Consider the following 22276-nt stretch of genomic DNA (forward strand, 5'->3'; position numbering starts at 1 on the left):
CCCTCGATGTACATGAAGCGCCTAGTATCCGCCGCCGTCGCCGGTGCGGCCATCACAATTGGCCAAACCGCGCAGGCGCTGCCCAGCACCAGCGATACCCGCATGCTGACCGAACCGGCGCTCTCCGCCGCCCACCTGGCCTTTATCTATGCGGGGGACGTGTGGCTGGCCAATCGCGACGGCGGCGCGCCGCGCCGCCTGACCTCCGACCCGGGCGAAAAATCGAACCCGCAGTTTTCGCCGGACGGCAAACTGATCGCCTACAGCGCGCAGGTCGACGGCAATACCGACGTCTACCTGCTGCCGGTCGAAGGGGGCGTGCCCAAGCGGCTGACCTATCATCCCGGCGCCGACGTGGTGCAGGGCTTCGCGCCGGACGGCAAGTCGGTGATGTTCACGTCGCCGCGCGCGGCCTTCAACAACCGCTATCGCAAATTGTTCACGGTGCCGGTGGCCGGCGGCGTGGAGACGGAACTGGAAGTGCCGAACGCCGCGCGCGCGGCATGGTCCCCGGACGGCAAGAGCATCGTCTACAACCCGTTCTCGCCGGCCTTTTTGCAGTGGAAGCACTACCGGGGCGGCACCAACTCGATCCTGTGGCTATTCAACCGGGCCGACAAATCGGTGGTCAAGATTCCGCAGCCGGCCACGCACTCGAACGACGTCGATCCGGTCTGGATCGGAGACACCATCTACTTCCGCTCGGACCGCGACGGCGAATTCAATCTGTACGCCTATGACGTGAAGTCCAGGGAGGTGCGCGCGCTGACCAGGCACACCGACTTCCCGGTGCTGAACGTGGCGGCCGCCGGCAATGGCATCGTCTACGAGCAGGCCGGCTATCTGCACGCGCTCGATACCGCCACCGGCCAGGCGCGCAAGCTGACCATCGGTGTCAGCAGCGATCTGGGGTTGTCGCGGCCGCGCTGGGTCAGCGGCGCCAAGTACATCCGCAACGCGTCGGTGTCGCCGTCCGGCGCGCGGGTCGCGTACGAATTCCGTGGCGAGATCGTCACCATCCCCGCCGACAAGGGCGACGTGCGCAACCTGACGCAGACCACCGGCGCCAACGAGCGCTCGCCCGCGTGGTCGCCGGACGGCCGTTCGGTCGCCTACTTCTCCGACGAATCGGGCGAATACGCGCTGCACATCCGCGCGCAGGATGGCAAGGGGGAGGCGCGCAAGTTCAAGCTGACCGGCTCCGGCTTCTACGACAATCCGGTCTGGTCGCCGGACAGTAAAAAGATCGCCTACACCGACAACTCCTGGACCTTGTACGTGATGGACGTCGCCTCCGGGGCGATCAGCAAGATCGCGTCCGAACCGCTGTATGGTGTGAACAAAACCTTGCGCGCGGCGTGGGCGCCGGATTCGCGCTGGATCGCATACGCGCTCAATTCGATGACCTACACGCGCAGCGCCTACATCTACTCGCTGGAGCGGAAAAAATCGTGGCCGGTGACGGACGGCTTGTCGGACGTCGTCAATCCGGTGTTCGACAAGAGCGGCAAGTACCTGTACTTCTTCGCCTCCACCAACGCGGGGCCGAGCAACAACTGGTTCTCGCAGCAGAACGAGGATAACCGCGTCACGCGCACGGTGTGGATGGCGGTGCTGCGGCGCGACCTGCCGTCGCCGCTGATTAAGGAGAGCGACGAGGAAAAGGCCTCCCCGGCCACGCCGCCGGTGTCGGACAAGAAGGAGCCGGCCAAACCGGAGACGCCTAAGGTCGATCCCAAGACGGGGCGCGACGATCCCAAGGTCACCGTGGCGCCGGTCGCGCCGATGGCGATCGACTTCGACGGCATCGAAACGCGCATCGTCGATTTGCCGATACCGGCGGCGTCGCTGTCCGACCTGGAAGCGGGGGAGGCCGGCCAGATCTTCTTCCTGCGCGAGAACGACGGCAAGAAAGCCATCCAGCGTTTCGATCTGAAGGACCGCAAGGCCGAAACGCTGCTGGCGGAGGCGGACGAATTCGAGGTCTCCGCCGACGGCAAGAAAATCGTCTACCGCCTCAAGGAAGCCTGGGCCATGGGCAGCGCCGGCGCCAAGACGCTGACGCCGGGCGAAGGCAAGATCAAGGTCGAAGCGATCGAAGTGCGCGCCGAACCGCGCGCCGAGTGGACGCAGATTTTCAACGAAGCCTGGCGCATCAACCGCGACTTCTTCTACGATCCCGGTATGCACGGCGCCGACTGGAACAAGATGCGCGAGAAGTATGCGCAGTTCCTGCCGGAGCTGTCGTCGCGCGCCGACCTCAATCGCCTGGTGCAGTGGCTGTGCAGCGAACTGGGTGTGGGCCACCATCGCGGTGGCGGCGGCGACTTCTTCACCGACGGCAAAGCCGTGCCGGGCGGCCTGCTGGGTGCCGACTACGAGATCAGCGAAGGCCGTTACCGCTTCAAGAAGGTCTACGGTGGCCTGAACTGGAATCCGGCGCTGCGCGCGCCGCTGACGGAACCGGGCCTGAACGTCAAGGCCGGCGAATACCTGCTGGCGGTCGAAGGCCGTCCGTTGGTGGCGCCGACCAATCTGTATAGCGCCTTCGAGAACACCGCCAACAAGGCCATCGACATCACCGTCGGCCCGAACGCGGACGGCAGCAAATCGCGCACCATCACCGTGGTGCCGGTGCCGACCGAGGACGCGCTGCGCAACCGCGACTGGATCGAGGGGAACATCCGCAAGGTGAACGCGGCCACCGGCGGCAAGGTAGCCTATGTGTACGTGCCGAATACCGCAACCCTGGGGCATACCTACTTCAAACGCTACTTCTTCCCGCAGGCCGACAAGGACGCCGTCATCATCGATGAGCGCTTCAACGGCGGCGGCAGCGTGGCCGATTACTACCTGGAGATTTTGCAGAAGAAGGAAATCGCCTGGTGGACCATGCGCTACGGCGCCGACATGAAAACGCCGTCCGCATCGATCCAGGGGCCGCGCGCGATGCTGATCGACGAAACGGCCGGCTCGGGGGGCGACCTGCTGCCATGGATGTTCCGTAAAAACCAAATGGGGCCGCTGATCGGCAAGCGCACCTGGGGAGGATTGGTGGGAGTGCTAGGCTTCCCGGTGCTGCTCGATGGCGGCGCGATCACGGCGCCCAACCTGGCCTTCTGGACGCGCGACGGCGGCTGGGGCGTGGAAAACGAAGGCGTGGCGCCGGACATCGAAGTCGATCAAACGCCGGCCGACGTCATCGCCGGCCGCGATCCGCAGCTGGAGAAGGCGATAGAAGTCATCAAAGCGGAATTGGCGAAGAATCCGCCGGCACGCCCGCCACGCCCACCGTTCCCGATAAAGGCCAGATAAATCGGGCATGTTGATCAAAGGGGAGCATGTTGAATTACTTGTGGACGAACACGTTGAATTACTTGTGGACGAACATGTTGAATGACTTGTGGACGAACACGTTGAATTACTTGTGGACGAACACGTTGAATTACTTGTGGACGAACACGTTGAATTACTTGTGGACGGACACGTTGAATTACTTGTGGACGAACACGTTGAATTACACGGAAACACGTAGGGCGGATTAGCGCAGCGTAATCCGCCATGCATGCGCCGTCGAAGGCTCACGCATGGCCAAAGTGTTCGGAAGTGAACAGCACCCCGTTCACTTCCGAACAGACATGAGCGATAAACGCGGATTCAGCGTATGAAAAGCCGTGGCACGGTAGTTGCACTATCCACCCGTCTTCCCCACACGGACCTGCCATGAAGTTAAAAGATTTTCGCATCGGCTGGCGCACGGTGATACAGCAGCCGGCATATTCGCTGTCGGTGATACTGGGCCTGAGCATAGGCCTGGCATCCTGCCTGCTACTGCTAGGCTTCGTAAAATACTCGCTGGATTACGACTCGCATGTGCCGGATGTCGACAACGTCTACGTCGTTACGCAGCGCTACCACGTCGACCCCAAGTCTCCGCTGTACGACGTTGCGCCGATGTTCCTGCGGTCGGTGGCCATGACCACGCCCGGCGTGGTTGACGCCACCAGCTTCTTCCCGTCTCGCCCGCAAACGTCACCGCTTGTGATCAGCATCGACAATCGCCAGCTGCAACTGCAAGGGCTTTACGTGCTGCCCGGCTTCGCGCACATGCTGGGATTGAAGGCGCTGCAGGGAAACCTGCGCGTGGCGCTGGACCAGCCGGACAGCATCGTCCTCACCGAAGCCTCGGCGCTGCGGCTGTTCGGCACGGCGGATGCGCTGGGGCGCACCATGCGGGCCGAGCGCAAGGTGGTGCGCGTGGGTGCGGTGGTCGCCACGCCGCCGGCCAACACCACCATCCCGTTCGACTCTCTGCTCGGCGTGAATTCCGCGCTGGTCGACAAAACCGTTCGCAACGAGATACTGACCGGAGAGCTGGGCTGGATGGGCAAGCTGCTGATCCGCGTGAAGCCCGGCGCTTCGCTGGCCGCGATCACGGACGCGCTTCAGCAAGTGGTCGACCGCACGCCCAGTATCCAGAACCATCCGCCGGAAACGCTGGAACGGCTGGGCAAGCGCAAGGTGATGGATCTCGGCCTGTCGCCGCTGCGGCGCGCGTATTTCGACAAGGATGTCGAAGGCAGTCGTGTCTTCGTGGCGGGAAAACGCGGAGATGCGGTGGTCGTCGCCGGTCTGGCGGCGATCGCGGTACTGATTCTGGTACTGGCGGCCATCAATTACGTCAACCTAGCGACGGTGCGCGTGCTGCGCCGCCAGCGCGAGGTCGCCATGCGCAAGGTGCTCGGCGTCGGCGTCGGCAGGATCGTGCTGCACTTTCTCGTGGAGTCGCTCGCGGTGTCGCTGGTGGCGACGATGATCGGCTTGCTGCTGGCCTGGTTGGCGCTGCCGATTTTCTCGGAGCTGGTCAACCGCGATCTGTCCGGGATACTTTCGTTGACCAACATCGTCGCGGCGATGACGCTGGGCCTCGCGCTTGGCGTGTTGACGGCGATCTACCCGGCCTGGATCGCGGTGCGCGTGCTGCCGACGCAAGTGCTGGCCGGGCGGCCCGGTAACGAGTCCGTCGGCGGCATGCGCTTCCGGCGGATATTGACGGTGGTGCAAATAGCCACGGCAATGGGCTTCGCCGGCATCACCGCCGCAATCGCGTGGCAGACCGGGTTTGCCATGCGCTCGTCGCCGGGGTTCGATCCCGCTCCGTTCCTGATCGTCGATTTGCCGGCGCCGGTGCGTTACAGCGACCCGGCGCGCGCCTTTATCACAGCGCTGAAGGCGCAGCGCGGCGTCGAAGGCGTGGCGTTATCGGAGGATCCTGTCGGGCGGCTCGACAACGCATGGACACGCGAACTGCGGCGCGAGGGGGGCGTTGGCGCCGGCATGGAAATGAAAGGCGTCAGCGCCAATTTCTTCGAGCTTTACGGCATACGGCCCCGGACCGGCCGCCTGTTCCAGGCGGCGTTGGACCAGGAAGACGATCCGGTGCCGGTGGTGCTCAACGCTATCGCCACGCGGGATTTGGGCTTCGTGTCGCCGGAGGCGGCGGTCGGGCAGATCGTTTTGTTCACCGGTTACGATAACAAGATCGTCCGCAAGCGCGTGGTCGGCATCGCCCCGGACCTGCATTTTCACTCGCTGCGCGAAGCACCGCGCGCGACAGCCTATGAGCTCTGGACGGCCAGCACAACGCTCAGCGTGCGGACGACCGGTTCGCCGGCGCAGGTGGAGAACATGGTGCGGGAGCTGTGGCCCAAGTACTTCCCGGAAGCGATCATGAAGACGTATCGCGCCAGGGATATCCTCGCGGTCAATTACGCCGACGATGCCCGGCTGGCCAAGCTGCTGGCTATCGCCACCTGCATCACGTTGTCGATAGCGGCCTTCGGCACCTACGTCCTGTCGGCCAACACGGTACAGCGCCGCGCCAGGGAAATCGTGCTGCGCAAAATGCACGGGGCGGGGCGGTCGGCCATCGCGATGCTGGTGGTGCGGGAGATAGGGATGCTCACCTTGATCGGCTCCGTGATCGGCCTGCCGCTGGCGGCGCTTGGAATCAAGAGGTATTTGTCGACCTACGTGGTGCAAGCGCCGATAGGCTACTGGACGTTGGGACTGGCGCTGATGGTGACGGTGATCGTCGCCCTGGTCGCCATCAGCCGCCACACCTGGCTCGCCATGCGCATGGTCCCGGCCGAAGCGCTGCGATAAAGCCAGGACCGGGATGCCAATGCCGACGCAAAACCACGTAGGGCGGATTAGCGAAGCGTAATCCGCCAAATATGCGCCGTCGACGGCTCAACGCCCCAGCCCGTGTAGAATTGGTGGACCTGACCCTGGAGTTAGAGGCTGGCGAGCAGCTTGAATTGCGCCGCGCGGCGGCGCGAGACTTCCACCCGCAACGCGTCCGGCAACGTCAGATCCAGGCCGCCGGTGTCGTTTGGCGTCACTTCCCCGACGTAGTCCAGATTGACGATATGCCGTCGGCTGGCGCGGAAAAAGCTTTGCGGGTCTAGCCGTTCTTCCAGCTGGTTGAGGGATCGCAGCATCAGCGGCTTGTGCTGGTCGAAGTAGACGCGCGTGTAATTGCCCTCCGACTCGAACAGCCGCACATCCTGCAGGCTGACGAACCAGCATCGCTCACCGTCCTTGATGAACAGTTTTTTTGCCGCCGTCGGCGCCACGGCTGACGACTTGTGTTCCAGCGCGTGACCGTGCCGCAATGCGCAGCGCTGCAAAGCGGCGGCCATACGCGCGGCCTGAATTGGTTTTTGCAGGTAATCCAGCGCGTTGACCTCGAACGCCTGCAGCGCATACTGGTCGAACGCGGTCGTGAAGATGACCTCCGGCGCTTCGTCCAACGCGGCCAGCAGGTCGAAGCCGCTACCGCCTGGCATTTGCACGTCAAGGAAAATCAGGTCCGGCTTGAGCACGGCGATTTGCCGTATGCCGTCCTCCGCGTTGACGGCTTCGCCCACAATCTCCACCTCCGGATGGGCCGCCAGAAGCCGCCGCAGCTCCGCGCGCGCCAGTCGCTCGTCGTCGATCAGCATCACGCGCATCTACGCCGCCTCCGGTATGGTCATCGTGGCCCGCACCCAGCCACTGTGTTCCGCCAAATCGAGATTGGCGCCGGGACCCAATGCCAGTGCGAGTCGCTTGCGGGTGTTGACCAGTCCGACCTTGGTCGAGTTGGCGAAGGGCAGAATCGCGCCGAGGTTGGCGATTTCGATATGGATCTCGCCATCATCCATGCGCCGCGCGCGTATCCTGATCTCGCTGCCGGTGGGGCTGGCCTCGACACCATATTTGACCGCGTTTTCCACCAGCGTTTGCAGGGCCATCGGCGGAATGCGCACATGTTCCAGTCCCGCGCCGATGTCCACGCTGACTTGCATGCGCTCTTCGAAGCGGATCTTTTCGATCGCCAGGTAGGCTTGTACGGCCTCCATCTCCGCCGACAAGGGCACGGTGTCGTTCTGGCCCGATTGCAGCGCGTAGCGCATCATGTTTGCCAGTTGATCGACCATTTGCGCGGCCGCGTTCTGGTCCTCGTAGATCAGGGCGCGCACGCTGTTCATACTGTTGAAGAAAAAGTGCGGATTGACCTGTGCCTGCAAGGCACGCAGTTCCGCGTCCTTGGCGCTGATCTCGAGACGCAACGCCTCCGCTTCAAAACGGTTGGCGCGGCGCGCCGCCAGCACCGACATGTAGAACGTATTCCATAACAGATGGATGCCCCACCATGAAATCAGCGCGCCGGGCAGCCAGGCTATCCCGTGCACCTCGCCAAACGGCTTGATCACCAAGTAGCCGAGCAGGTGGACACCGGTGTGGATGGCGCCTAGCACCAGGACGGCCAGGGCGATGATTTTCCATCCGACGCGGGCGCCTTCGCGTATCCGTCGCTTGAGCATTCGATGCCAGATGTCGGAGATCACCAGCCCGGCCACGGCGCCCCAATAGCCGATCGCCAGTATGGCCCAGGCGCGCGGTCCGCCGAGCGAATTGGACGCCATCATGAGCGCCAGCACGTTCCAGCCGACCAGCTGCAAAAGCCAGTACCAGTTCATACGGGCGAGCAGCGGGGGGGCGTTCTTCATGGTGGACTTAGTTCAGAAATTGGTCGATCCGATCATACATCCAAGCCGGGTCGTCGTACATGATGAAGTGGCGGGCGTTGTCCGATAATTCCACCTTGGCGCCGGCGAGCTGCCGGTACTGGGTCGCGTACATCTGTTCGAACACCGGTTTGGTGCCGTAGTCCTTGTACGCGATCCAGCTGCCCAGCACCAGTGTCGGCGCCTTGATGCGGCTGACGTTCTGCCGCATGTCCTCCGACATCAGGTCGGCCATCGCGTTGATGACGGTGGCGCGGTCGGAGCGTTTTCCCCATGCCTCGATGCGGTCGATGTCCTGCTGTTTTGTGACCATCGTGCGCAGTATTTGCTGCTGGCCGGCGGCGGCCGTCGCGGCGTCTTGCGCCATCATCCGGCTGCGCATGCCTTCGGCCATTTCCTTCAACTGCGCGCTGGTGGCGCTTGGCAGTTGCGTCGCGCCCAGCGCCGGCAGGGAGTCGATGATGATCAGGCGGCCAACCTGGTCGGGATGGTCGGCGGCGAGCTTCAGGCCGATGAAGCCGCCGAGGCTATGGCCGATGACGACCGGTTGCTTGAATTTTTGTTTGGCGATGTAGTCGCTCAGTTGCTGTTCGACGGCGGGCAGCAGTGCGCCTTCGATGGCGGGGACGCCGGCAAAGCCGGCCAGCGTCAGCACGTGGCACTGGCGCTTGCCACTGCCGCAGTAATGCTCGACGGTGCCGTCCCATACTTCGCCGGACGAGGCCAGGCCTGGGATCAGGATGACGGGAGCGCCGGTGCCGCTGACTTTTACCTCGAAGGCGGCCGGCGCTGCGCTGGCGGTGGCCGATATCAGTAGGCTGGCGGCGAGGACGATAGCGTTAGACAGATGGTTGAGCGTGTTTCGTTTCATGGTTTGATTCCTCCTGTACCCCGATGCTAGCGGCTGCGGCCCGCGCCGGCGTGCGCGAAGTGACGACCGGTCGCCCGCGAGGATGAGTGGCCATGTGTCCCACGTTTTGCACGTCATCCACGTAGGGCGGATTAGGCGGAACGCCGTAATCCGCCAATGCATGAGCAGTCGCGATGCATGCATGGCGGATTACGCTGCGCTAATCCGCCCTACGTAGCCAGCCATCTAATCAGCCGTCGGCTTCGGAGCGCAGCCGCCGCCATAGCGTGGTGCGGCTGATGCCTAGATAATCGGCGGCGGCGTCGCGTCGGCCGCCAAAGCGGGCCAGCACTTCGGTTGCGCTTTCGGCGCGCGCCGGTTGTGCCGGTTGTGCCGGCGGCGCCGGCTCGCCGTGAACCGGCGCCGCCCCCAACTCCGGCGCCACGCTCAGCACAAACGCCGGCGTCAGCGCCTGCAGCGGCTCGGCCGCGAGAAACAGCGCCAGGCGCTCGGTCAGATTGCGCAGTTCCCGTACATTTCCGGGCCAGTCGTAATGCCGCAGCAGCGGTGCGCAGGCGCTCATCTCCGCATGCAAATTCGGATGCGGACGCGCGCCCAGCGATGCCAGCGCGTTTTTCAGCGACCACTCGGCCAGCGTCATTACATCGTCCGGGCGGGCCCGCAGCGGCGGCAGCGATAATCTTAAAACCGCCAACCGGTAGAACAGATCGGCGCGGAAGCGGCCTTCGCGCACGCGCTGTTCCAGATCGCAGTGCGTGGCGCTGACGATGCGCACGTTGACCGGAATCGGCCGCGTGCCACCAACCCGCACCACTTCCCGTTCCTCCAGCACGCGCAGCAGGCGCGTTTGCAGCGCCAGCGGCATCTCGCCGATCTCGTCGAGGAACAAGGTGCCACGGTTGGCCGCTTCAAACAGGCCGGCGTGGCCGCCACGGCGGGCGCCGGTGAACGCGCCTTCCTCGTGGCCGAACAGTTCCGACTCCAGCAGCGATTCGGCGATCGCGCCGCAGTTGACGGCGACGAACGGACGGTTCTGCCCCAGGCTGCGCGGGCTTTCGCGGTGGATCGCCTGCGCCACCAGCTCCTTGCCGGTGCCGGTTTCGCCTTGTATCAAGACGGTGGCCGGTGATTTCGCGTACAGCACGACCGACTGGCGCAGCGTCTCCATCGCCGCTGATTCGCCGCGCAGATCGTTGAGTCCATGCCTGGCGCGCAGGGTGTCCGTCACCACGGCGCCGCGCGTGCGCACGCGGTTCGATTCGAGCTGCGTCAGACGCGCCATTTCCAGCGCGTCGTCGAAGGCATGCCGGATCGAGGCGGCGGAGTAGACGAACACCCCGGTCAGTCCCGCTTCCTCGGCCAGGTCGGTGATCAAGCCCGCGCCGACAATGGCCTTGATCCCGGCCGCCTTCAGGTCGTTGATCTGCGCCCGCGCATCCTCCTCGGTGGCGTAGGTGCGCTGCGCCACGTCGAAGCCGAAGGTGCCGGCGAATTCGGCCAGCTCCGGCAGCCGCTCCTGGTAGGTGATGACGCCAATGCGGTCCGATACGCGGCGCGCGCGCGCCAGCGCCTGCATCACGTCGAAGCCGCTGAATTTGGCGATCACCACCGGCACCGAGAGGCGGCCTTTCAGGTAGGCGGCGTTGGAGCCGGCGGCGATGACGGCGTCGCAACGCTCGGTGGCCATGCGCTCGCGGATGTGGCGCGCGGCCTCGTCGAAGCCGAGGTTGATCGGTTCTATCGTCGCCAGATTGTCGTATTCGAGCGTGATGTCGCGGAACAGGTCGTATAGCCGCGACACGGAAACGGTCCAGATAACCGGCTTGTCGTCGGGATCGAAGGGAAGGGGCATGGAGTGGCGCATGGTTCAATTGTAGCGCAGTTGTTTCAGTGCTTGTTTCGGTGTTTCAAAATGAAACGCATGTGAAACTTTCCATGATGCTAAGTGTTTGATTTATATAGGGGAGCGGGGTGGCATGCCCCTTGCAATTGAAAATCCAACTTCAATGCAATACTGAAAGGTCACAAGATGAGTCAATACTCCGCAGGCGCCGCGTTCCGCAAAGCCGTCCAGGAAGAATCGCCGTTGCAGGTGGTCGGCGCGATCAACGCCAACCACGCCCTGCTGGCCAAGCGCGCCGGCTTCAAGGCGATTTATCTATCCGGCGGCGGCGTGGCGGCCGGTTCGCTCGGGCTGCCGGACCTGGGCATCTCGAACCTGGACGACGTGTTGACCGATGTGCGCCGCATCACCGACGTCTGCGATCTGCCGCTGCTGGTCGACGTGGACACCGGTTTCGGCGCCTCCGCGTTCAACGTGGCGCGCACCGTCAAGTCGATGATCAAGTTCGGCGCGGCGGCGATGCACATCGAGGACCAGGTCGGCGCCAAGCGCTGCGGCCACCGCCCGGGCAAGGAGATCGTCTCGAAGCAGGAGATGGTCGACCGCATCAGCGCCGCCGTCGACGCGCGCACCGACGATAACTTCGTGATCATGGCGCGCACCGACGCGCTGGCGGTCGAGGGGCTGGACGCGGCGATCGAACGCGCCGTCGCCTGCGTGGAGGCCGGCGCCGACATGATCTTCCCGGAGGCGATGATCAGCCTCGATATGTACAAGCAGTTCGCCGCCGCGGTCAAGGTGCCGGTGCTGGCCAACATCACCGAATTCGGTGCGACGCCGCTGTTCACCGTCGATGAACTGCGCGGCGCCGATGTGGGCCTGGTGCTGTATCCGCTGTCGGCTTTCCGCGCCATGAACAAGGCCGCCGAAAACGTCTATGGCGCGATCCGCCGCGACGGCACCCAGCAAAACGTGCTCGATACGATGCAGACCCGCGCCGAGCTGTATGAACGCATCAACTATCACAGCTTCGAGCAAAAGCTCGACGCGTTGTTTGCCGCCCAAAACGCGGCGCAGAAAAAATAACAGGAGACCAGACATGACCGAGACCACCTTCAAACCAAAAAAATCCGTGGCGCTGTCGGGTGTCACCGCCGGTAACACGGCGCTGTGCTCCGTCGGTAAAACCGGCAACGACCTGCACTACCGGGGCTATGACATCCTCGACGTCGCCAACTCCTGCGAGTTCGAGGAGATCGCCTATTTGCTGGTGCACGGCAAACTGCCCAACGAGGCGGAACTGCGCGGCTACAAGGCCAAGCTGCGCTCCCTGCGCGGCCTGCCGCAGGCGGTGAAGGCGGCGCTGGAGGCGCTGCCGGCGTCGGCGCATCCGATGGACGTGATGCGCACCGGCGTCTCGGTGCTTGGCTGCGTGCTGCCCGAGAAGGACGACCACAACGTGCCCGGCGCGCGCGACATCGCCGACCGCCTGATGGCTTCCTTCGGCTCGATGCTGCTGTACTGGTATCACTTCAGCCATAACGGCAAGCGGATCGACGTCGAAACCGACGACGACTCCATCGGCGGCCACTTCCTGCATCTGCTGCAAGGCTTCAAGCCGTCCGACAGCTGGGTGCGGGCGATGCACACGTCGCTGATCCTGTATGCGGAACACGAATTCAACGCGTCGACCTTCACCGGCCGCGTCATCGCCGGCACCGGCTCGGACATCCATTCGGCCATCACCGGCGCCATCGGCGCGCTGCGCGGCCCGAAACACGGCGGCGCCAACGAATTCGCCTTCGAGATCCAGAAGCGCTATGAGAATCCCGACGAAGCCGAAGCCGACATCCGCAACCGCGTCGCCAACAAGGAAGTGGTGATCGGTTTCGGCCACCCGGTGTACACGATCTCCGATCCGCGCAATGTCGTCATCAAGGAAGTGGCGCGCAAGCTGTCGCAGGAGGGCGGCTCGATGAAGATGTTCGACATCGCCGAACGCCTGGAGACTGTGATGTGGGACGTCAAGAAGATGTTCCCGAACCTGGACTGGTTCTCGGCCGTGTCGTATCACATGATGGGCGTGCCGACGGCGATGTTCACGCCGCTGTTCGTCATTTCGCGCACCTCCGGCTGGGCCGCGCACATCATCGAGCAGCGCATCGACAACAAGATCATTCGACCGAGCGCCAACTACGTCGGCCCGGAAGACCTGCGGTTCGTGCCGACCAAGGATAGAAAGTGATGAATACCTTATTCCGCAAGCCCTTGCCCGGCACCGGGCTGGATTACTTCGACGCGCGCGCCGCGGTCGACGCCATCCAGCCGGGTGCCTGGGCCAAGCTGCCTTACACCTCGCGCGTGCTGGCCGAGAACCTGGTGCGCCGCTGCGACCCCGAAACCCTGAACGCTTCGCTCAGCCAGTTCATCGAGCGCCGCCGCGATCTTGATTTCCCCTGGTTCCCGGCGCGCGTGGTGTGCCACGACATCCTGGGCCAGACCGCGCTGGTCGACCTGGCCGGCTTGCGCGACGCCATCGCGCTGCAGGGCGGCGATCCGGCGCTGGTCAACCCCGTGGTGCCCACGCAGCTGGTGGTCGACCACTCGCTGGCCGTCGAATGCGGCGGTTTCGATCCCGATGCCTTCGACAAGAACCGCGTCATCGAAGACCGGCGCAACGAAGACCGCTTCGATTTCATCAACTGGACCAAGAAGGCGTTCAAAAACGTCGACGTGATCCCGCCGGGGAATGGCATCCTGCACCAGATCAATCTGGAGCGCATGTCGCCGGTGATACAAACCGTGGACGGCGTGGCCTTCCCCGATACGCTGGTGGGCACCGACTCGCACACGCCGATGGTCGACGCGCTGGGCGTAATCGCGATCGGCGTCGGCGGGCTGGAGGCCGAGAGCGTGATGCTGGGCCGCGCGTCGTGGATGCGGCTGCCGGATATCATCGGCGTCGAGCTGACCGGCAAGCCGGGGCCAGGCATCACCGCCACCGACACCGTGCTGGCGCTGACCGAATTCCTGCGCAAGCAAAAGGTGGTGTCGTCGTATCTGGAGTTCTTCGGCGAGGGCGCCGCGCACCTGACGCTTGGCGACCGCGCGACCATCTCCAACATGGCGCCGGAATACGGCTCCACCGCCGCCATGTTCTACATCGACGAACAGACCATCAAGTACCTGAAGCTGACCGGGCGCGATGATGAACTGGTCAAGCTGGTAGAGCTGTATGCCAGGGAAACCGGCCTGTGGGCCGACGCGCTGAAGACCGCCGAGTACGAGCGCGTGCTGACGTTCGACCTGTCGTCGGTGGTGCGCAATATCGCCGGCCCGTCGAATCCGCACAACCGTGTGCCGACCTCCGAGCTGGCCGCGCGCGGCATCAGCGGTGTGGTGGAAAACGAACCAGGCTTGATGCCGGACGGCGCCTGCATCATCGCCGCCATCACCAGCTGCACCAACACCAACAATCCGCGCAATATGATCGCGGCCGGTCTGTTGGCGCGCAACGCCAACGCGCGCGGCCTGACCCGCAAGCCGTGGGTGAAAAGTTCGCTCGCACCCGGCTCAAAGACCGTGACCCTGTACCTGGAGGAAGCGGGACTGATGCCGGAGCTGGAAAAGCTCGGCTTTGGCGTGGTGGCCTACGCCTGCACGTCGTGCAACGGCATGTCCGGCGCGCTCGATCCGGCGATACAGAAGGAAGTGGTGGAGCGCGACCTGTACGCGACCGCCGTCCTGTCGGGCAACCGCAATTTCGACGGCCGCATCCACCCGTACGCGAAGCAGGCGTTCCTGGCGTCGCCGCCGCTCGTGGTGGCGTACGCGATCGCCGGCACCATCCGCTTCGATATCGAGAAGGATGTGCTGGGCCTGGACGCCAACGGCCGGCCGGTCACCTTGAAGGACATCTGGCCGTCCGACGAGGAGATCGACCGCATCGTCGCCGCCAGCGTCAAGCCGGAGCAGTTCCGCAAGGTGTATATCCCGATGTTCGCCAAGCAGGAGGACGACGGCCTGAAAGTGAGCCCGCTGTACGATTGGCGCCCGCAGACGACCTACATCCGCCGGCCGCCGTACTGGGAGGGCGCGCTGGCCGGCGCCCGGCCGCTGAAGGGCATGCGTCCGCTGGCGCTGCTGGGCGATAACATCACCACCGACCACCTGTCGCCGTCGAACGCCATCATGCCCGATAGCGCCGCCGGCGAGTATTTAGCCAAAATGGGCCTGCCGGAGGAAGACTTCAATTCCTACGCCACGCACCGTGGCGATCACCTGACCGCGCAGCGCGCGACCTTCGCCAACCCCACCTTGAAGAACGAAATGGTGCGCGGGCAGGACGGCAAGGTGATGGCCGGTTCGCTGGCACGGGTGGAGCCGGAGGGGCGCGTCACCCGCATGTGGGAAGCCATCGAAACCTACATGGAGCGCAAGCAGCCGCTGATCGTCATCGCCGGCGCCGATTATGGCCAGGGTTCGTCGCGCGACTGGGCGGCCAAGGGCGTGCGGCTGGCGGGCGTGGAGGCGATCGTGGCCGAGGGCTTCGAGCGCATCCACCGCACCAATCTGGTCGGCATGGGGGTGCTGCCGCTGGAGTTCATGCCCGGCGTGAACCGCCTGACCTTGGCGCTGGACGGCACCGAGACGTATGACGTGATCGGCGCGCGCACGCCGCGTTCGACGCTGACGCTGGTGATCAATCGCCTCAGCGGCGCGCAGGAGGAGGTGCCGGTGATCTGCCGTCTGGATACGGCGGAAGAGGTATCGATCTACGAAGCGGGCGGGGTGCTGCAGCGCTTCGCGCAGGATTTCCTTGAATCCGTGAAGGCGGCATGACATGACCAGCGCACCCCAAATCAAAATCCCCGCCGTGTATATGCGCGGCGGCACCAGCAAGGGCGTCTTCTTCCGGCTGCAAGACCTGCCCGAGGCGGCGCGCACGCCCGGCGCCGCGCGCGACGCGCTGCTGCTGCGCGTGATCGGCAGCCCCGACCCCTACGGCAAGCAGATCGACGGCATGGGCGGAGGCACCTCCAGCACCAGCAAGACGGTGATCGTCTCCACAAGCGACAAACCCGATCACGATATCGATTATTTGTTCGGCCAGGTCTCCATCGACAAGGCGTTCGTCGACTGGAGCGGCAATTGCGGCAACCTGTCGGCGGCAGTCGGCGCGTTCGCCATCAGCGGCGGCTTGATCGACCCGGCGCGCGTTCCACAAAACGGCACTGCCGTGGTGCGCGTGTGGCAGGCCAATATCGGCAAGACCATCATCGCCCACGTGCCGATGGCCGACGGCGAAGTGCGCGAGACCGGCGATTTCGAACTCGATGGCGTCACCTTCCCGGCGGCCGAGGTTCAGCTGGAGTTCATGGACCCGGCGGCGGACGAGGAGGGGGCCGGCGGTTCGATGTTCCCGACCGGCCAATTGATCGACGACCTGGAAGTACCCGGCATCGGCACGCTCAAGGCGACCATGATCAACGCCGGCATCCCGACCATCTTCGTCAACGCGCAGGATATCGGCTACACCGGCACCGAGCTGCAGGACGCCATCAACGGCGATCCCAAGGCGCTGGCGCGCTTCGAGCTGATACGCGCGCACGGCGCCCTGCGTATGGGGCTGATCCAGCACATCGACGATGCGGCCACGCGCCAGCACACGCCCAAGGTGGCGTTTGTCGCCAGGCCGGCGCCGTACACATCCTCCAGCGGCAAGCAGGTCGGCGCCACCGACGTCGACCTGCTGGTGCGCGCCATGTCGATGGGTAAGCTGCACCACGCGATGATGGGGACGGCCGCCGTGGCGATCGGCACGGCGGCGGCGGTGCCCGGCACCCTGGTCAACCTGGCGGCGGGCGGCGGCGCGCGCGAGGCGGTGCGCTTCGGCCATCCGTCGGGCACCTTGCGGGTCGGCGCGCAGGCAACGCTGCGCGACGGCGAGTGGAGCGTGACAAAAGCGGTAATGAGCCGCAGCGCGCGGGTGCTGATGGAGGGCTGGGTGCGGGTGCCCGGCGATCTGGCCTAAGCGGCTGACGTCCAAAACGGAGGAGACATGAATTACGCTGACTTTTATCGGCGCTCTATCGACACGCCCGAACAATTCTGGCAAGACGAAGCTGCGCTCATCGACTGGAACACGCCGTTCACGCAAGTGCTGGACTATTCGAAACCGCCGTTCGCCAAGTGGTTTGTCGGCGGGCGGACCAATCTGTGCCACAACGCGGTCGACCGCTGGTGCGCCACGCAAGGCGGCCAGCCGGCGCTGATCGCCATCTCCACCGAGACCAACACGGAACGCAGCTATTGCTTCGACGAGCTGCAAGCCGAAACGCAACGCTGCGCGGCGATGATGCTGGCGCTGGGCGTTGGCCGCGGCGACCGCGTGTTGATCTACATGCCGATGATCGCCGAAGCGGCGATCGCCATGCTGGCCTGCGCCCGCATCGGCGCGATCCACTCGGTGGTGTTCGGCGGCTTCGCGGCCAACAGCCTGGCCAGCCGCATCGACGACGCCAAGCCGGTGCTCATCGTTTCTGCCGACGCCGGCTCGCGCAACGGCAAGCGGATACCCTACAAGCCGCTGCTGGACGAGGCGATCTCGCTGGCCTCGGCCAAGCCGGCGCACGTGCTGCTGGTCGACCGCGGCCTGGCCGCCATGGAGCGCGTGGACGGCCGCGACGTCGACTACGCCGCCCTGCGCGCCGCGCATCTCGACGCGCGCGTGCCGGTGACGTGGCTCGAATCGAACGAGCCGTCGTACATCCTCTACACCTCCGGCACCACCGGCAAGCCGAAGGGCGTGCAGCGCGACGTCGGCGGTTACGCCGTGGCCCTGGCGTCTTCGATGAAGTACAACTTCTGCGCCAGGGCCGGGGAGACCTTCTTCGCCACGTCCGACATCGGCTGGGTGGTCGGCCACTCCTACATCGTCTATGGCCCGCTGATCGCGGGCATGGCGACCGTCATGTACGAAGGCTTGCCGATTTGCCCTGATCCCGGCGTCTGGTGGGGCATCGTCGAGAAATACAAGGTGACGCGCATGTTCTCGGCGCCGACGGCGATCCGTGTGCTGCGCAAGCAGCCGGCCGAATTCATGCGCAGGCACGATCTGTCCTCGCTGCGCGCGCTGTATCTGGCGGGCGAACCGCTCGATGAAACCACCTCGCAATGGATCGCGGCGGAACTCGGTGTGCCCATCATCGACAATTACTGGCAAACCGAAACCGGCTGGCCGATCCTGTCGATCGCCAAGGGCGTCGAGGACCTGCCGACGCGCCTCGGCAGCCCCGGCGTGGCGATGTATGGATACCGGGTCAAGCTGCTCAACGAATCGACCGGCGAGGAATGCGCCGTCAACGAGAAGGGGGTGGTGGTGATAGACGGCCCGCTGCCGCCGGGCTGCATGCAGACCGTGTACGGCGACGACCAGCGCTTCGTCGACACCTACTGGTCCACCTTCAGCGGCCGGACGGTGTACTCGACATTCGACTGGGGCGTGCGCGACGCCGACGGCTATTACTTCATCCTGGGCCGCACCGACGATGTGATCAACGTCGCCGGCCACCGGCTCGGCACGCGCGAGATCGAGGAGTCCATCTCCAGCCACGCCAACGTGTCGGAGGTGGCGGTGGTGGGCATGGCGGATAAACTCAAGGGGCAGGTGGCGATGGCCTTCGTCATCGTCAAGGACGCGGCGGGGATCGGCACCGACGAGGGCCGCCAGGCGCTCGAGCGCGAGATCATGGGCGTGGTCGACGGCCAACTGGGCGCGGTGGCGCGGCCGGCGCGGGTCTGCTTCGTGCCGCAACTGCCGAAGACGCGCTCGGGCAAGCTGCTGCGCCGCTCGATCCAGGCCATTTGCGATGGCCGCGATCCGGGCGACCTGACGGCGATCGAGGACCCGGCCTCGTTGCAGCGGATACGCAGCGCGTTGCTGGCATGATGGAAGTCGGTGCGCGGTGACGGCGAAGCTCGGACGCCGGCCGCGCACTGTCGTTTTTAAGAGCGCGAAACGAACGCGAAACGGGCGGTCCGGTGGCTAATGATGGCAATGTGGTTTATCATCTGCCAACAATGCTGCCGACATGTAACGACCAAGGCGGCATTTTTTTCGGGTGCCCCTGGTGTACATGAATCGCGTTTCATCCCAAACTGACTCCGTCGCGGACGCCCTGGCGCTGATCGGCGTCCCCGCGTGCGCGTACGGCGCGCAGGACTTGGTGCTGGCGGCGAACGCGGAATTGATCGCCTTGCTCGAATGCGATCCGCGCGGTCAACCGGTCGCGGATCTGTTCGCGCGCCACGTGCGCGGCGCCAGCGTCGCGCGCCTGCGCGAGGCGGTGGCGGGCCAGTGTTGGGACAGCTGCCTGGTCTCGGCCAACGGCAGGTACATCGCCGTGCAGGTCTGGGCCAAACCGCTGCCGGACGCTGTCGAAGCGGGGGGCGGCACGATCGTCTTCCACGACCTCAGCGACGTGCAGCGCTCGCAGCGCGCGTTGCGCAAGACGCTGCTCGAGCAGCAGGCCATCCTGGAGAACGCCGCCGTCGGCATCCTGTTCGGCAAGGACGGCCGCATCGCCGAATGTAATATCCGCTGCGCCGAGATGCTGGGCTACAGCCGCGAGGAGCTCGAGGGCGCGCCGAGCGTGATCGTCTATCCGAGCGAGGAGGACTTCCTCAAACTGGGACGCGAGGCCGGGCCGCCGCTGGCGCAGGGCCTGCCGTTCAAAACGGAGCTGGTGTTGCGGCGCAAGGACGGCAGCACGTTCTGGGCGCGACTGTTCGGCCGCGCCATCGATACCATCCACACCAGCGAAGGCACGGTGTGGATCGTCGAGGACATCAACGAGCACCGCATCGACGAGGAAAAGCTGCGCCGCGCGCTGCTCGAGATGCAGGCGATCATGGAGGCGCAAAAGAAGAGCGAGGAAGCGGCCAGGCAGCTGCTGATGGAGCAGAAGGCGATCCTGGACAACGCTTCGATCGGCATCCTGTTCAGCAAGGGCCAGATCGTCCGCAGCTGCAACCGGCGCATGGCCGAGATGTTCGGCTACGCCATCGAGGACATGGTGGGCATGCCGGCGGCCGAGCTGTTCCCGTCGCCGGAAAGATATCAGGCCTTCGCCGGGGAGGCGCGGGCGCGGCTCGACAACGGCAAACCGTACGAGAACGCGGCGTTCGAATTCCGGCGCAAGGATGGCGCCTTGTTCTGGTGCCGGGTGCGCGCCAACGCGATGAACGAGGTGAACACCGACGGCGGCGCCATCTGGATACTGGAAGACGTGACCAGCACGCGCCAGACGCAGATGGAGGTGGAGGCGATCATGACCAACGCCTCGATGAGCATCCTGTTCACCAAGAACCGCATCATCACGCGCTACAACCGCGGCTTCGGCGATATGTTCGGCTACCCGGGCGACACCGGCCTGGGCGTGCCCGGACGGGCGCTGTATCCGTCGCAGCAAGCGTACGAGCGGCTCGGCGCCGAGGCCTATCCCTATCTCTCGGTGGCAAAGCCATTCCAGACCGAGATCGAAATGCGGCGCGCCGACGACACCCGCCTGTGGGCGCAGTTGATCGGCTACGTGGTCAATCCGGCCGATCCGACCCAGGGCACCATCTGGGTCATCGAAGACCGCACCGAGCAAAAACGGGCCGAGGAGGCGCTGCGCAACGCGCTGCTGGAGAACCAGGCGATCCTCGACAGCGCCGTGCTGGGCATCTCGGTGGTGGAGCGGGGACTCAACCTGCGCTGCAACGCCAAGATGGAGGAACTGTTCGGCTACGGGCCCGGCGAAATGAACCACCTCAGCGTGCAGGCCTTCTACGCCGATCTGGACGCGTGGCAGGTGGCGCGCGCGGCGACGGCGCAGGACTTCCGCGCCGGCCGCGTCAACGTCGCCGAGTATCATCTGGTGCGCAAGGACGGCAGCCGGTTCTGGGCGCGGTTATCGGGCCGGCCGTTCGACCTGGCGCAGCCCGGCGGGCGCTCGGTGTGGCTGGTGGACGACATCACCGCGCGGCGCGAGGCCGCCGAAGCGGTGGTGCGCGCGCGCGACCAGCTGGAGGTGCGGGTGCTCGAACGCACGGCCGAACTGGCCGGCGCCAACGCGCTGCTGCAGGGCGAGATCGTCGAGCGCCGCCAGGCCGAGGCGCGCGTACACCACATGGCCTACCACGACAGCCTGACCGGCCTGCCGAACCGCGCGCTGCTGTCGGACCGGCTGGACCGCGCCATGCTGGCGGCGCAGCGCTCGCAGCGCCAGCTGGCGGTGATGTTCATCGACCTGGATCGCTTCAAGACCATCAACGATTCGCTGGGCCACATGACCGGCGACCAGCTGCTCAAGGAAGTGGCGAGCCGCTTGTGCCGCGCGGTGCGCGCCAGCGACACCGTGGCGCGGCTGGGCGGCGACGAGTTCGTGGTGCTGGTGCCGGGCATCGCCCACGACGAGGAGGCCAGCCAGGTGGCCGAGAAGATCATCCTGGCGCTGTCGGAGGGCTTCCCGCTGGAGGGGCGCAACCTGCACATCACGCCGTCCATCGGCATTTGCGTGTATCCGAACGACGGCGCCGACGTGGCGACCCTGATGCGACACGCCGACGCCGCCATGTACCACGCCAAGGCGAGCGGCAGGAATAATTACCAGTATTTCAAGGAGTCGATGAACCAGTCGGCGGCGCGCCACTTCGAGCTGGAATCGAGCCTGCGCGGCGCGCTGGCGCAGGATGAATTCATCCTGCACTTCCAGCCGATCATGGATATCGGCACGCGCCGCCTGCACGCGATGGAGGTGCTGCTGCGCTGGCGCCGCGACGACGCCGAGCTGGTGATGCCCGACAGCTTCATTCCGCTGATGGAGGAGAGCGGCTTGATCGTGCCGGTCGGCGAGTGGGTTATACGCCAAGCCTGCACGCAGAGCATGACGTGGCTGCGCGCCGGCCTGGCGCCGGTGCCGCTGGCGGTGAACTTGTCGCCGCGCCAGTTCATGCACCGCGGCCTGGTCGAATCGATCCGCCGCATCCTCGACGAGACGGGCATCGATCCATCGCTGCTCGAATTCGAGATCACCGAGACGGCGCTGATGCAGCACGGCGAACACACGCTCGATGTCCTGGGCCAGATCAACGCGATGGGCATCCGCCTGTCGATCGACGATTTCGGCACCGGCTATTCCAGCCTGGCCTACCTGAAGCGCTTCCCTGTCAAGAAGATCAAGATCGACCGCGCCTTCATCAAGGACCTGGAGGACAGCGCCGAGGACCGCGCCATCGTGGCGGCGATCATCGCGCTGTCGGACAGCCTGCAGCTGTCGGTGGTGGCGGAAGGGGTGGAGACGGAGGAACAGTACGCCCTGCTGCAGCGCAACGGCTGCCAGTTCGCGCAGGGCTATCTGTTCTCGCCGCCGGTGCCGCATGCGACGGCCCAGCTGCTGCTGCCGCGGCCCCAGGCCGCGGTGGGCTAGGTCGCGGAGGCCG

At 65.1% G+C, this 22276-nt stretch carries 12 protein-coding genes; 8 read left to right on the plus strand and 4 right to left on the minus strand.

Annotated features, from left to right (window positions below):
- The first annotated feature begins 12 nt into the window (after positions 1–12).
- Complete coding sequence (locus tag JOD97_RS30205; protein WP_209726501.1) at positions 13–3315, plus strand: S41 family peptidase; 3303 nt, start codon at positions 13–15, stop codon at positions 3313–3315.
- Between the two features lie 408 nt (positions 3316–3723).
- Complete coding sequence (locus tag JOD97_RS30210; RefSeq protein WP_209726502.1) at positions 3724–6165, plus strand: FtsX-like permease family protein; 2442 nt, start codon at positions 3724–3726, stop codon at positions 6163–6165.
- 131 nt (positions 6166–6296) lie between these two features.
- Here JOD97_RS30210 and JOD97_RS30215 read toward each other — a convergent pair whose 3' ends face one another.
- The 4 genes from JOD97_RS30215 to prpR all read right to left on the minus strand — a co-directional run bounded on the left by JOD97_RS30215 (position 6297) and on the right by prpR (position 10810).
- On the minus strand, positions 6297–7016 hold the full coding sequence (locus JOD97_RS30215; protein WP_209726503.1) for a LytTR family DNA-binding domain-containing protein: 720 nt from the start codon (positions 7014–7016) through the stop codon (positions 6297–6299).
- Complete coding sequence (locus tag JOD97_RS30220) at positions 7017–8057, minus strand: sensor histidine kinase (protein WP_209726504.1); 1041 nt, start codon at positions 8055–8057, stop codon at positions 7017–7019.
- A gap of 7 nt (positions 8058–8064) precedes the next feature.
- Positions 8065–8946: an alpha/beta fold hydrolase gene (locus JOD97_RS30225; protein WP_209726505.1), complete on the minus strand. Its 882-nt coding sequence runs from the start codon at positions 8944–8946 to the stop codon at positions 8065–8067.
- Positions 8947–9175: 229 nt separating this feature from the next.
- Positions 9176–10810 (minus strand): propionate catabolism operon regulatory protein PrpR, encoded by a 1635-nt coding sequence (gene prpR / locus JOD97_RS30230; protein WP_209726506.1) that lies wholly within the window; start codon positions 10808–10810, stop codon positions 9176–9178.
- Positions 10811–10975: 165 nt separating this feature from the next.
- Between prpR and prpB the strand changes: the two genes are divergently transcribed.
- The 6 genes from prpB to JOD97_RS30260 all read left to right on the plus strand — a co-directional run bounded on the left by prpB (position 10976) and on the right by JOD97_RS30260 (position 22263).
- Positions 10976–11875, plus strand: coding sequence for a methylisocitrate lyase (gene prpB / locus JOD97_RS30235; RefSeq protein ID WP_209726507.1), 900 nt, complete (start codon positions 10976–10978; stop codon positions 11873–11875).
- A 13-nt stretch (positions 11876–11888) separates the two neighbouring features.
- Positions 11889–13034: a 2-methylcitrate synthase gene (gene prpC, locus JOD97_RS30240; protein ID WP_209726508.1), complete on the plus strand. Its 1146-nt coding sequence runs from the start codon at positions 11889–11891 to the stop codon at positions 13032–13034.
- Positions 13034–15631, plus strand: coding sequence for a Fe/S-dependent 2-methylisocitrate dehydratase AcnD (gene acnD, locus JOD97_RS30245; RefSeq protein ID WP_209726509.1), 2598 nt, complete (start codon positions 13034–13036; stop codon positions 15629–15631). Before prpC ends, acnD begins: the two co-directional genes overlap by 1 nt.
- A 1-nt stretch (position 15632) precedes the next feature.
- Complete coding sequence (gene prpF, locus JOD97_RS30250; protein ID WP_209726510.1) at positions 15633–16823, plus strand: 2-methylaconitate cis-trans isomerase PrpF; 1191 nt, start codon at positions 15633–15635, stop codon at positions 16821–16823.
- Positions 16824–16850: 27 nt separating this feature from the next.
- Positions 16851–18740, plus strand: coding sequence for a propionate--CoA ligase (locus JOD97_RS30255; RefSeq protein WP_209726511.1), 1890 nt, complete (start codon positions 16851–16853; stop codon positions 18738–18740).
- Positions 18741–18927: 187 nt separating this feature from the next.
- A complete protein-coding gene (locus tag JOD97_RS30260) occupies positions 18928–22263 on the plus strand; it encodes a bifunctional diguanylate cyclase/phosphodiesterase (protein ID WP_209726512.1) in 3336 nt (1111 codons plus the stop codon).
- Positions 22264–22276: the final 13 nt, after the last annotated feature.

The organism is Duganella sp. 1411, assembly GCF_017833525.1.
In the GTDB taxonomy this organism is placed as follows: domain Bacteria; phylum Pseudomonadota; class Gammaproteobacteria; order Burkholderiales; family Burkholderiaceae_D; genus Rugamonas.

Coding starts and splice junctions, on each gene's coding strand:
- JOD97_RS30210 (WP_209726502.1), top strand. CDS start 3,724: ATGAAGTTAAAAGATTTTCGCATCGGCTGGCGCACGGTGATACAGCAG.
- prpB (WP_209726507.1), top strand. CDS start 10,976: ATGAGTCAATACTCCGCAGGCGCCGCGTTCCGCAAAGCCGTCCAGGAA.
- prpR (WP_209726506.1), bottom strand. CDS start 10,810: ATGCGCCACTCCATGCCCCTTCCCTTCGATCCCGACGACAAGCCGGTT.
- JOD97_RS30255 (WP_209726511.1), top strand. CDS start 16,851: ATGAATTACGCTGACTTTTATCGGCGCTCTATCGACACGCCCGAACAA.
- JOD97_RS30220 (WP_209726504.1), bottom strand. CDS start 8,057: ATGAAGAACGCCCCCCCGCTGCTCGCCCGTATGAACTGGTACTGGCTT.
- prpF (WP_209726510.1), top strand. CDS start 15,633: ATGACCAGCGCACCCCAAATCAAAATCCCCGCCGTGTATATGCGCGGC.
- JOD97_RS30205 (WP_209726501.1), top strand. CDS start 13: ATGAAGCGCCTAGTATCCGCCGCCGTCGCCGGTGCGGCCATCACAATT.
- JOD97_RS30260 (WP_209726512.1), top strand. CDS start 18,928: ATGAATCGCGTTTCATCCCAAACTGACTCCGTCGCGGACGCCCTGGCG.
- acnD (WP_209726509.1), top strand. CDS start 13,034: ATGAATACCTTATTCCGCAAGCCCTTGCCCGGCACCGGGCTGGATTAC.
- prpC (WP_209726508.1), top strand. CDS start 11,889: ATGACCGAGACCACCTTCAAACCAAAAAAATCCGTGGCGCTGTCGGGT.
- JOD97_RS30215 (WP_209726503.1), bottom strand. CDS start 7,016: ATGCGCGTGATGCTGATCGACGACGAGCGACTGGCGCGCGCGGAGCTG.
- JOD97_RS30225 (WP_209726505.1), bottom strand. CDS start 8,946: ATGAAACGAAACACGCTCAACCATCTGTCTAACGCTATCGTCCTCGCC.